The organism is Butyricimonas paravirosa (genome assembly GCF_032878955.1).
GTDB lineage: Bacteria > Bacteroidota > Bacteroidia > Bacteroidales > Marinifilaceae > Butyricimonas > Butyricimonas paravirosa.
Map to the genome: position 1 here is coordinate 1,743,809 of NZ_CP043839.1, position 11,893 is coordinate 1,755,701.

At 41.1% G+C, this 11,893-nt stretch carries 10 protein-coding genes and 1 tRNA gene; 6 read left to right on the forward strand and 5 right to left on the reverse strand.

Annotation, left to right across the window (positions count from 1 at the left end):
* The first annotated feature begins 33 nt into the window (after positions 1-33).
* From F1644_RS07370 to F1644_RS07390, 5 genes are all read left to right on the forward strand, one after another.
* Positions 34-2,094 (forward strand): HD family phosphohydrolase, encoded by a 2,061-nt coding sequence (locus F1644_RS07370; protein WP_168044591.1) that lies wholly within the window; start codon positions 34-36, stop codon positions 2,092-2,094.
* An 18-nt stretch (positions 2,095-2,112) separates the two neighbouring features.
* Positions 2,113-3,159 carry a LacI family DNA-binding transcriptional regulator gene (locus F1644_RS07375; RefSeq protein ID WP_168044590.1) on the forward strand — a complete coding sequence of 349 codons (1,047 nt, stop codon included), beginning with the start codon at positions 2,113-2,115 and terminating at the stop codon, positions 3,157-3,159.
* 117 nt (positions 3,160-3,276) lie between these two features.
* Entirely contained in the window at positions 3,277-4,203 is a 927-nt protein-coding gene (locus tag F1644_RS07380) for an ATP-binding cassette domain-containing protein (RefSeq protein WP_087421566.1), read from the forward strand.
* A gap of 3 nt (positions 4,204-4,206) precedes the next feature.
* Positions 4,207-4,929, forward strand: coding sequence for an ABC transporter permease subunit (locus F1644_RS07385; protein ID WP_168044589.1), 723 nt, complete (start codon positions 4,207-4,209; stop codon positions 4,927-4,929).
* Positions 4,930-4,946: 17 nt separating this feature from the next.
* A complete protein-coding gene (locus tag F1644_RS07390) occupies positions 4,947-6,446 on the forward strand; it encodes a GldG family protein (RefSeq protein WP_118305594.1) in 1,500 nt (499 codons plus the stop codon).
* A gap of 4 nt (positions 6,447-6,450) precedes the next feature.
* Here the strand turns inward: F1644_RS07390 and dapA are convergent, their stop codons facing one another.
* Entirely contained in the window at positions 6,451-7,326 is an 876-nt protein-coding gene (dapA, locus tag F1644_RS07395) for a 4-hydroxy-tetrahydrodipicolinate synthase (RefSeq protein ID WP_168044588.1), read from the reverse strand.
* Between the two features lies 1 nt (position 7,327).
* Positions 7,328-7,837: a DUF6913 domain-containing protein gene (locus F1644_RS07400; protein WP_168044587.1), complete on the reverse strand. Its 510-nt coding sequence runs from the start codon at positions 7,835-7,837 to the stop codon at positions 7,328-7,330.
* A gap of 198 nt (positions 7,838-8,035) precedes the next feature.
* Between F1644_RS07400 and F1644_RS07405 the strand changes: the two genes are divergently transcribed.
* Positions 8,036-8,108 (forward strand) — tRNA-Arg (locus F1644_RS07405).
* 66 nt (positions 8,109-8,174) lie between these two features.
* Here F1644_RS07405 and F1644_RS07410 read toward each other — a convergent pair.
* From F1644_RS07410 to F1644_RS07420, 3 genes are read right to left on the reverse strand one after another with little or no spacing between them, the layout of a single operon-like run.
* Positions 8,175-9,389, reverse strand: a complete 1,215-nt coding sequence (locus F1644_RS07410) for a TlpA disulfide reductase family protein (RefSeq protein ID WP_168044586.1) — start codon at positions 9,387-9,389, stop codon at positions 8,175-8,177.
* Positions 9,390-9,400: 11 nt separating this feature from the next.
* Entirely contained in the window at positions 9,401-10,357 is a 957-nt protein-coding gene (locus F1644_RS07415; RefSeq protein ID WP_168044585.1) for a zinc-binding metallopeptidase, read from the reverse strand.
* Between the two features lie 12 nt (positions 10,358-10,369).
* Positions 10,370-11,884 carry a RagB/SusD family nutrient uptake outer membrane protein gene (locus F1644_RS07420; RefSeq protein WP_168044584.1) on the reverse strand — a complete coding sequence of 505 codons (1,515 nt, stop codon included), beginning with the start codon at positions 11,882-11,884 and terminating at the stop codon, positions 10,370-10,372.
* Positions 11,885-11,893: the final 9 nt, after the last annotated feature.

Below are 11,893 nucleotides of genomic sequence, written 5' to 3' on the forward strand. Positions count from 1 at the left end.
TTGAACAAAGATAATTCAAGATAAAACCGGGATATGCCAAACAATAAAACTAAAAAACACCGTACGATTCAATACGTGTTTAAAATCAGTACGATCATCATTATCTGTGGTCTCATAGTCTTATTACTTCCTAAAATAGAGGGTTTTAAATATTCTTACCAAAAAGGGATGCCTTGGAAATACGAGACATTGATCGCACCCTTAGATTTTCCTCTGCATAAAAGTGCTGAAGAACTTGCCGCTGATATTGAAAAAATCAAAGAAGAGCAAGCCCCCATTTTCAACTTCAAAGAAACAAATATTGAAGCTCAGATCAACAAACTTTCAGAAAAAATAAACACATATCGAACCGCAAACAACGGAAAAGATATGGATAAAATCATTCAAAAACTACGGGAAATTTATTCCAAAGGCATCTTACTGATGCCGGAAAAAATGGATCCGGCTAAAATCAAAAATATTCTTATCGTCAAAAACAACATTGCCTTCGACGAAAAGTTTTCCAACGTGTACACGCTAAAGCAAGCCTACGAAACATTGGTTAAATACATCGAAAGCCTGCACCTGGCTAAATCAACAGAGGAAGGAATACTCAGTCTAGGCTTGAACAATTACATCAATCCAAACCTCGAATACGATGCCGGAAAAACGGGCCTTGCCATTGAAACCAGCGTGAAAAGTATTACTCCAACCCAAGGGATGGTCAACCGGGGAGATATTATCATATCCAAAAACGACCTGGTAACCCCCGAAAAATATAAAGTATTGGAATCTTTCCGGATAGAACACGAGCAAAGTTTGGGATCAACCATTGACAGAATCCGGATCTCGGTAGCTCAAACCGTGTTGACCTTGATCGCCATCATGAGTTTCTCCATCTTCCTTTATGTCTCCCGGAAACGACTATTCTACAACAACAGGGATTTCTTTTTCCTGTATAGTATGTTTTTGCTAACCATTGCCCTGGGAAGTATCAGTTACTTCCAACACATCAATATCCTCACGATTCCCGTTTTATTCTTCCCAATCATCGTGAACATTTTATTCGGGACAAGACCGGCTCTTTATCTATTGATCGGTACAAGCTTGCTGGTTTCCTACTACGCTCCCAACAATTATATGTACTTCTTCATGCAAATATCAGCCGGGATCGTAGCCATGTTCAGCCTCTCACACCTGCAACGCCGTTCTCAACTATTTATTGCACTAGGTCTGATATTCTTAACTTATATATTGGTATACGGGGCTTTCACGCTCATACAAGAGGGAACTCTCGCACCCAAACATCTGTTCGCTGTCGTGTTCCTCATCATAAATACCGGCTTGTTAAGCTTAATTTATCCCGCCCTTTACCTGGTAGAACGCCTCTTCGGATACACGTCTGAAATCAGTTTACTGGAATACTCGAACCCGAATCACCCGGCCTTACGTAACCTGACGAAAAAAGCCCCGGGAACATTCCAACACTCCCTCATGGTTGCCAACCTAGCGGAAGAGGCAATTTATCACATCGGGGGTAGCCCGCTTTTAGCCCGTACCGGAGCATTGTACCATGACATCGGGAAAACATACAACCCGATCATGTTCGTGGAGAATCAAACAGGAGGCTTAAACCCGCACGATTCTCTGGATTTTGACGAAAGCGCCCAGATCATTATCAAACACGTGACACAAGGCTTGGAACTTGCCAATAAATACAAATTACCGGAAGTCCTCAAAGACTTTATCCGCACACACCATGGTAAAAGTAAAGTAAAATACTTCTACTACTCATTCAAAAACAAATACCCGGACAAGGAAATAGATGAATCCCTGTTCACTTATCCCGGTCCGGACCCCGTGAGAAAAGAGTGTGCCGTAGTCATGATGGCCGATGGAGTGGAAGCAGCCTCCCGGGCTCTGGAAATAAAGGATGAAGAAAACCTGACCAAACTGGTGAATAACTTGATTGACGGCCTTCTCCAAGATGGACGATTCGCTAACGCAGACTTGACATTCAAGGACATTTCCACGGTGAAACGAGTATTTACAGAAATGCTTATAAACGTGTACCATGCCCGTATCGCGTACCCGAAATTACAAACCAAAGCATAACCCTCAAGACCTAAATATATGACACAAAAACCAATAACCATCAAAGACATTGCAGAGAAATTAAATATATCCGTGTCTACCGTCTCCCGTGCGCTAAAAGACAATCACGAAATCAGCGCACAAACACGTAAAACCGTGCAGGAACTGGCTAAACAACTCGGTTACAAACCCAATCCTATCGCTGTAGCCCTGAAAACCCATAAAAGTCATTCGATCGGAGTTATTGTACCCCAGATCGTGAGTACTTTTTTTGCCACAGTCGTGAAAACGATTGAGGAAGTAGCAGACGGTCACGGCTACAACGTTTTAGTCATATCCTCGAACGAAAGTTTCCAAAAAGAACAAAAAAGCGTGGAAGTACTCATGGCCAACCGGGCGGATGGAATTATCCTTGCCTTATCACACGAGACGAAAGACTATGAACACATTAAAATGATACAGGAATCCGGAACACCTATCGTGCTGTTCGACCGTACCACGAATGAACTCAACGTGTCACGGGTCGTAACGGATGGTGTCACTGCCGCATTCCAAGCCGTTCAACACCTCGTTTCCGAAGGTTGCAAAAAAATAGCTTTATTATGCGGTCCCGAAAACGTTGCCATCGGGGGCAATCGCATGGAAGGCTACGAAAAAGCCATGGAAGCCAACCATCTTCCGGCTAAAACAGAACTAATCTGGCATTGTTCCGATTTCACGGTAGAGGCTGGAAAAGAAGCGACACGTCAGTTACTCTCCCGGAAAGAGAGACCGGATGCTATATTCGGCATCACAGACGATTTGGCCATCGGGGCTATTGAGGCGATCAAGGAAAAAGGACTTAACATCCCGGAAGACATTGCCGTTGTCGGTTTCTCCAACACGAAACGCTCACGCTACATGAACCCGACGGTAAGTTCCATCAACCAGTTCCCGGAAAAAATCGGACGGGCCGCAGCTGAACTTCTGTTTGATCAGATTCTGAACAGCAAGCACGCACAGATTAAAAAAGAAATCATTAACTGCGAACTGATCGTTAGAGAATCTTCGGACAGACTATGTAAAACACGACAAATGCTAACATAATTGCTAAAATCTTAACAATATAAATTAAAACCTTGTTAATTACTCGGTTAAAGATTATTAAACCTAAAAATCAATGGTTTGAATGACTATTTTTGTAGAAATTAATAACAGCAGCCCATGGATGTAGTTGTGGAAAATCTGACGAAATCTTTCGAGAATCAGAAAGCCGTGGATTCAATTTCTTTTAAAGCAAAAAGAGGTGAAATCCTTGGATTCCTAGGGCCTAACGGTGCGGGTAAAACAACCACGATGAAGATCATGGCAGGGCTACTGACACCGGATTTCGGAAATATAACATTCGGGGACTATTCGATTTGGAAACAGGCAGGTAAAATAAAAAACATCATCGGTTACCTCCCGGAACGTAACCCTTTGTATGACGAAATGAACGTGATTGATTTTCTATTTTTTATTTCAAAACTTCACAACATTCCTAAATACAAAATCACGTCACGTGTTTTGGATATGATTCGTTTATGCGGGTTAGACAACGATAAGCACAAACAGATCGGCGAATTATCCAAGGGATTTCGCCAACGGGTAGGAATTGCCCAGGCACTAATTCACGATCCGGAAGTGGTCATTCTCGATGAACCGACAACAGGACTTGACCCCAACCAAATTTTTGGAATCCGTAAAATCATTAAAGAAATCGGGGAAGAAAAAACAGTTATTTTAAGTTCCCACATTCTTTCTGAAATCGAAACAACTTGCGATCAAGTGATGATCATGAGTAACGGGAAAATCGTGGCCAATGGCACGACATCCGAACTTCGTCGCAAATCGGATGCCGAATATTGCCTGAAAATAGGCATCAAGGGTGGGGAAACAACCGACATACACGAGGCACTGAACGACCTGCCGGGAGTACTCCATATCGAGATTATTCATAAACAAAATTTTGAACTCCAATGTAAACCCGATGTAGAAATCGAAAAGTCAATCTTTAACCTTTGCCAAGAAAACAACTGGTACATCAGCGAGTTAACTCCCGTACAAACCAGATTGGAAGATATATTTCGTAAAGTTACACAAAATGAATAATTCATGGGTGCAGTTAAAGTTATAATAAACAAAGAATTAAAAGTAGCATTTAATTCATTATTGATATACATCGCATACACGGCTTTCCTTTGTGTAACGGGATTCGCTTGCTGGTTCTCCGGGAAAAACATCTTTTCAAGCGGACAAGCTTCTCTAAGCAACCTGTTCAACGTGTTTTACTGGACGCTCTTTTTCCTAATACCGGCACTCACGATGAGAAGTATTTCAGAAGAACGCAAGGACGGAACCTTTGAACTCTTATTCTCAAAGCCGATTAAAACATGGCAGTTAATCATGGGGAAATTCTTTGCTATACTATTACAAGTAGTTATATGTCTGGCATTGACACTTCCCTACTATATCACGATTGCCTCACTGGGTAATGTAGATCATGCTGTTGGCTTTTGCGGTTACCTGGGGCTTATTCTGGTCAGTGGATGTTACATCAGTATCGGGATGTTCGCCTCGTCCCTCACCCCGAACACGATCGTGGCCTTCTTCATCACGTTTGCTATCGAGATAGGATTCGTGCTTTTATTTGAATTCATTGCTGAACTATGGGGGCCCGGATTTATAGCGGCATTATTCACGTATCTCTCCATTGGAGAACATTTTGATGCCATCCCCCGCGGAGTGATCGACACGAAAGACTTGATATACTTTATCAGCGTAATTATTATATTTTTAGCATTAGCAAAACATTATATCTGTAAAAATCGGTTTTAATATTTAGTACGAAAGTGATGAAAAAGAAATTGATATACAATCCGACCTACCTGATTTTATCACTGATAGCGGTAAATATTATTTCCTATTTCCTATTTATCAGGATCGACCTCACGAGTAACAAAAAATATTCTTTAAGCCCTGTCAGCAAAACGATGATCAAAAAAATCGACAAGGATATTTCCGTTACCCTATTCATGTCCGAAGGTCTCACGCCCGACAAAATAAAACTCGGACGAGAATTCCGACACTTGCTGAAAGAGTACAAGACAATCAGTAACAAAGCATTCACCATAAACACGATCATACCGAATAATAGTGACAAGGAAGCTCTGGCTGAACAACTAGGGATAGAACCAATGGCCCAGGAAATAGCCGAGAGAGACATGGTGAAAATTCAAAAAGTATACTTTGGAGCCGTCATCCAGATTGGCAACAAAAAAGAGGCAATAAACATTCTCCCGACCACGGCATTAGAATACGAGGTTACCCGCCGTTTAAAAGAAGCTTGCGACACGACCAAACCGACTATCGGTTTCTTACGTGGACATAACGAAATGTTGAGACAAAAAACTCAATTAATCGAGCATGAGCTATCCCATAGTGCCAAGATTGAATCCATGCGCATAGACCAGTTTACAGATTTGAATGACTACAAAGTAATCTGTATCGTGGGACCGAAAGAATCATTCAGCAAGGAAGAACTCGTTCGATTGGGGCAATACTTGGAACAAGGGGGAAGACTCTACATTGCTTTGAATCACGCGGTCGGACAAATCAGTTACAGCCAGAATAACGGTTTCATCAACCGGGTCGGCATAGAAGATATGCTGGAAGAATTCGGGCTAAAAATCAACTATGATTTCGTCGTGGATAACTATTGCGGACGCATACTCGTTACTCAGGATCAAGGATTTCTACAACTCCAAAGTGACCGCCATTTCCCGTATATACCTATCATCCAGAACTTCAGTTCTCACGTAATCACGAAAGGACTGAATGCCATGCTATTACAATTTGCCAGTAGTATCACGAATGTAAAAACGACCTCCGCTTACACGTTCACCCCGTTGGCAAAATCATCTTCCATTTCAGGCGTGCAAAAAGTTCCGGTATTCTTCGATATTTATAAAACTTGGACAAGAAAACACGACTTTAATCAACCCTACAATACTGTTGCCGCATTATTAAGCAACGAAGATAACAACAGTGCTATTGTTGTCATCACGGATGCCGATTTCATGGAAGACAAATTCTTTGACCCGTTCTATATCAGCAATATCAATTTTGCCGTAAACTCCATTGAATGGCTGGCGGACGATTCCGGATTAATTAAATTGAGAAACAAATATATCGAGAATCAGTCATTAAAAGTAGTAAGCGATTCTTACAGGAGATTCTTAAAATATACCAACTTTTTCCTGCCCATCATGCTGGTATTACTTATCGGACTATATCAATACAGGGAATATAAAAGAAAACGGTTGAGACGTTCTCAACCGGGTCGTATCGATTAGGTGATTACTCACCTAATCGTTTTATTTTTTGATACAAGGCCTCGCTCACCTCGCATAACGGAGATCTTAACTTCTGGCAGGCAATCACGCCTCTGGCATGTAACGCAGCTTTTATTCCTGCGGGATTTCCCTCTTCAAAGAGAGCTTTAAACATCTCACCCAACTGCAAATGAATCTGCCGAGCCTCCCCGTACTCGCCTTCCAATGCCAAATGCAGCATCGTGGAGAATTCATTCGGCATCACATTAGCAATCACGGAAATAACGCCACTGGCCCCTATAGATACTAACGGTAAGGCAATACCATCATCTCCCGACAGGAAGATAAAATTCTCCGGCATACCGGAAATAATTGCCGTAGCCTGTTCAAAATTCCCGGAAGCCTCTTTAATGGCGATGATATTCTCAAAATCACGAGCCAACTTCAAGGTTATCGCGGCAGTCATATTCACGGACGTACGCCCCGGAACATTATACAAGATCACGGGAAGAGGTGTATGCTCGGCTATCGCCTTAAAATGATTATACAACCCTTGTTGAGAAGGTTTATTATAATACGGGGTAACACTCAGAATGGCATCTCCCGACCGCAGATAAGGCAGTGTGGCAAGATCATGGATCACTTGAGCCGTATTATTCCCCCCGATTCCCAAAACAATCGGCAAACGTCCGGCATTCTCTTCGGCAATGACTTGCACGACAAAAGCTCTTTCGTCCGCTGTCATCGTTGCCGCCTCGGACGTCGTTCCCAAAGCTACCAGATAATCCACCCCACCATCAACCACGTAATTCACCAGGTTCCTCAGAGAATGTTCATCCACACGTCCCGTTTCGTCAAATGGAGTCACTAAAGCAACCCCTACTCCCGAAAACTTTTTCATTTCAATACGTATTTATCTTAGTTAATAATTTAAACAATCGCTCCATAAAATCATCTATATCCCGCACCCCGTCAAAATCAATATCATGTCCCGTACCGTAACCAATCTTGCAAGACGCCTTGGCCGACTTCACGATATAATCCCCCCACACATCCGGCTTCAACGACAAATCAATCAACAGTCCCTCCTTCCTGTTCAGTATTTCCTGCACCCGGGGATCACGAAATCCTCCCTTGTAAGAAATAGCAGAACTATCCAGATAAATAGCATCTTGTATTTGCTCCGTATTCAACTTAGGCTGCCGGATAAAAGCAAGCAAACAAACGTCCATATGTTTGGCCAGAGCCTCCCGCACCTTATTGACAGAAGACACCGGGACATCACCAGCTACCCAAAACACGACACATTTTTTGGCCGTATCTAAATTATAAAACGACAATACCCGTTCATCTTTTACCACTATATTCTTCAAATGGTGCTTTTTAAACCCTTCTGCAATACATTTAAACATACAAAACTATTTATCTGACTCTTACTCCTAACTTTATCATATTCATTTGTACATGAACAGAGTAACACAAATGTAGTAATAAAAACTATATGCACTCCACTTTGTTATTTTTCAAACATAAAAAAAGTATTTGAAAAAATTCCGTTAACTCTTGCAGGAAAAAAGAACATTCCCTATCTTTGCCACGCAAATCAAGAAGGACTCGTAGCTTAATGGATAGAGCACTTGGTTACGGCCCAAGAGGTTGTGGGTTCGACTCCCGCCGAGTTCACGAAAATCCCCCGAAAGATGTCTTTCGGGGGATTTTTCATTATATACCTCAAATCAAAACCTTCTTTTATATTTTCAATTTATCTCCCAATAAATCAGACAACGCCACATCTAACTCAACTTTCCGAACTCCGGCACAAACAATACGCCCCTCCTTATCTAAGATCAAGCAAAAAGGAACGCCATTCACTCGATAATCCTTTCGGACCGGACCTTCGAATCCTAATGGATCATTTAGTTGAGCCCAAATCATATTTTCCTCTTGCACAGCTTTCTTCCAATCTGTCTCCTTTTGGTCCAGCGAAATACTGATCATGTTAAAGTTGCCATCTTCACACAACTCATAAATATGTCGCAAATGAGGAATTTCTCCTCGACAAGGGGCACACCATGAAGCCCAAAATTCTAGCATATTACATTGTCCCGGTAGAATATACTCGGATAATTTCACTTTCTTACCCTCTAGATTCGTCAATTCGATATCCTTATACAACTCTCCTTTAGCACATGCTTTAGCTCTCTCTATCGCTATCTGTAATCTTTTTCCCAAAGGAGTCTCCAACAATTGAGGGGCAATCATCTCGATGTATTGATTAATCTCCTTCAATGTAAAACAAGAAGGATTAGCATCCAATAACCAAATAAGACCGTCTACCGCAACAATAGAATTACCATGTGTTTTCAAAAATCGCAAAATCCGATCGTTCAATTCTTTTACTGTCTTATCCCTCTCCCGTACCATCTCCATCACTTCGTGTAGCGTAATTTCTCCTGTTTCAACTTTTTTATAAGCATCTAAATAATCATTTCTAGCATCAAACCTTTGTTGGCGAAGATTCGTTGTTTGCCTTAAATAATCCATATATAAATCTACATCCAAAGAGCCTGTTATCAGCACATTATGATCCTGAATTTTGGGAGAAAAATAACAAGAAGGTAAACTATCCACCGGACACGTACAATGCAACTCAACCCCATCACTCAAAAAAAGAACTGTCCTTCGTAACTCCACCTTCCTTTGATTCTGTTCATCTGGAGTTAAATTATAAATCAACATCGCCATTCTCGGACAAGATAAAGATTTTGTACTTTCCAATACGAACTTCTCTCCTAGAACAATTGTTGAATCAATTTTCTCCGCAGAATCTTCATCGATCATTTCCAGATAAACTTTCACACCATCTTGCATCCCAGGAATCATCCCAGTAATCCGATAACCTGTTGTACTCCCGCATCCAGCTAGAACAATACAATAACTCATTATCAATAAAAATTTTCTCATTACTTTCATATTTAATCAATAATTAAAGCCTGCCACCGAGTTGCTAAATCTTCAATATCTATCCCGTAATACTCTGTAAAGTAAGATTTGATAATCTCGTATTTACTCTTCAACTTCGGGAATTTTTCGAAAACGATTACTCGTTCTGCCTTAGGTTGCGTCAAGATACAAGCAACCATTGCCCCCCAATCCTGATTACATTCATCATACGTCGGGTTTACGGCAGCCACTGGGTGTATGAACCCTTGTTCTCCCCCCTTCTCTGTATTAAACAAATCCCGACTCATACATGAATTTCCGGTACCCTCAACCTCATAAGCGTAAAAACCTTTCGATATTAATCCATACTCTTCCGGAAAAACAATATTCTCTTTGTAACGCACGGAAACTACACCTTTAAAAAATTCATAACATATTCCCCACTTCCATCCCGTTAAATCTGTATCTAACTTATCCCCAGTTTCATCGGTATCATCCTTCAAATATCCATAAAAAACGATTCCAGACTCTCCATAGGTATTTCCGAAATATGCCTCTCCTTTCTCGTTCGTATAAGTATTTTTCCCAGGATTCACTTTTACGAGCAAATGACGACGATGTAAATCCTGTCTTACCAAATTTTCCGGCAATAACGAGTAAAAACCCGTCAACAATTTTAAGAATTTTTCAGCCGTTTGCTCGTTTGCAGCCTGGATCGGAAGAGCTGCCCGGTTATTATAAGTAATATTATATTCTGCCACGACTCCTTGATCCGTTTTTAACGCATCCTCTCCGGCAATATCCCAATAGACATGCAAATCATATTTTTGATATAACGCATAACACATTTTATGCGCTTCAGTCGGTCCATCCTTAATTTCCGGAACGGGTCCCTTATATTGCCATTCACCTTTCAAGGCATCTTCTTTTGTACAAGCACCCAATACAAGCACCATGATCCCAATAAACAGTATATTTCTCATATTCATAATTATTCTATTTTAGCGAGGATTAGAACCAATAGAAGGATTCACACTCAACTCCCGTTGTGGAATTTGTAACACATAGCGAGGGTCATCCATTCTCAGACGAGCAACCTCATTTTCGTACCCTACCCGTTCCATAGCAGGACGAGTCGTCCTTCTTAAATCGAACCAACGGTGTCCTTCAAAACATAACTCCCGTCTACGTTCTTCCCACACATATTCAAGTAATGATTGCAGGTTAAAATCCGACGCTTTTAGTAACTCATAAGTTCCATTCCTAAATTTCGTTTCCCTTAGCTGATTCAGATAACTGATAGCTGAGACTATCCCATCCGTCTTGTGTGCGTATGCTTCTGCCAAAATTAAATACATCTCTTCTGTCCTGATCACACGAGTATATCCACTTCCCGCACCTATAGCAATAACCTGATTCAACCATACATACCGATTCTTTGCATAAGTCAACTTTGTTGATGGCTGAATCGAATAGATATTAGCATATGTACTCATGAAATAATAACGTCGTACATCATTCGGGTCAAATTGATCTGCCAAATCTCGATTCACACTAAATGTAGAGAAACGCCCATATGCCATCGTGGGCACTAACTCACTCACCCCATTTACAAAAAGTACGTTACTATTATCTTTCGCTAAATAATCCACACCAGGTATCGTTTCATCATCCCAAAACATAACCTCGTTATTTTCCATCGAAAGAATCTCTCCGTACTCATGCAAACTAAATATGGACGGATTCTCCGTGATGACTTCTTTCGCACATTGGATCGCCTCATCCCACCGGTGCATATAAAGATATACCCTCGCCAGCATCGCTTTCGCAGACAACGCAGTAAACTTCAATTTTTCATTCTTCACAATCGGATTCTCCTTCATCAAGCGAATACTCTCTATCAGATCACCCTCTATTTGTTCGTACACTTCTAGAACCGTATTCCGGGTATAGATTTTATCTTCTGCACTCGTACTATTATTTATCGGAATTCCCGGTTCTGTCTCGCACGTGGCAGGATCATACGCCTTTGCATACAAATTCACCAAATAAAAATAAGAATATGCTCGTAATGCATGAGCTTCCCCTTCTATATTCTTGCGAGTTCGTTGCACATTCTCCTCATTCAACTCCACGCCTTTGGCATCCCGAATATTTTCTAGCACTACATTACAGTAAAATATACTCTCATAAAATTTCTCGAAAGCAATATCTTCATTCGGCATCGTAAGATCATGCCTATCCCTCCACATATAGGCTGCTAATTGTGTATCTCCCAGATCTGCACCGGGCATAGCATGATTTGCCTCTATTAGTTCCACATCATCCGACAAAATATCCAGATAAGGCATCACTTGTTCTGTCAAATAAGCTTTATTCAGCAATTGCTCGTAATCATCAGTTGTCGAAGGTTTCAATTTATTCTGTGGCATTTCCTCCAAGTATTTCTCACAGGCAGAAAAACATAATAACAAACCACAAAATAGCATGTCTCTATATAAATTACATTTTTTCATCATCTCATC

What these genes read in the sequence shown, in the direction of transcription:
- F1644_RS07390 (WP_118305594.1), top strand. Translation starts at nt 4,947, where the DNA reads ATGAAAAAGAAATTGATATACAATCCGACCTACCTGATTTTATCACTG.
- F1644_RS07385 (WP_168044589.1), top strand. Translation starts at nt 4,207, where the DNA reads ATGGGTGCAGTTAAAGTTATAATAAACAAAGAATTAAAAGTAGCATTT.
- F1644_RS07400 (WP_168044587.1), bottom strand. Translation starts at nt 7,837, where the DNA reads ATGTTTAAATGTATTGCAGAAGGGTTTAAAAAGCACCATTTGAAGAAT.
- dapA (WP_168044588.1), bottom strand. Translation starts at nt 7,326, where the DNA reads ATGAAAAAGTTTTCGGGAGTAGGGGTTGCTTTAGTGACTCCATTTGAC.
- F1644_RS07410 (WP_168044586.1), bottom strand. Translation starts at nt 9,389, where the DNA reads ATGAGAAAATTTTTATTGATAATGAGTTATTGTATTGTTCTAGCTGGA.
- F1644_RS07380 (WP_087421566.1), top strand. Translation starts at nt 3,277, where the DNA reads ATGGATGTAGTTGTGGAAAATCTGACGAAATCTTTCGAGAATCAGAAA.
- F1644_RS07415 (WP_168044585.1), bottom strand. Translation starts at nt 10,357, where the DNA reads ATGAATATGAGAAATATACTGTTTATTGGGATCATGGTGCTTGTATTG.
- F1644_RS07375 (WP_168044590.1), top strand. Translation starts at nt 2,113, where the DNA reads ATGACACAAAAACCAATAACCATCAAAGACATTGCAGAGAAATTAAAT.
- F1644_RS07370 (WP_168044591.1), top strand. Translation starts at nt 34, where the DNA reads ATGCCAAACAATAAAACTAAAAAACACCGTACGATTCAATACGTGTTT.
- F1644_RS07420 (WP_168044584.1), bottom strand. Translation starts at nt 11,884, where the DNA reads ATGAAAAAATGTAATTTATATAGAGACATGCTATTTTGTGGTTTGTTA.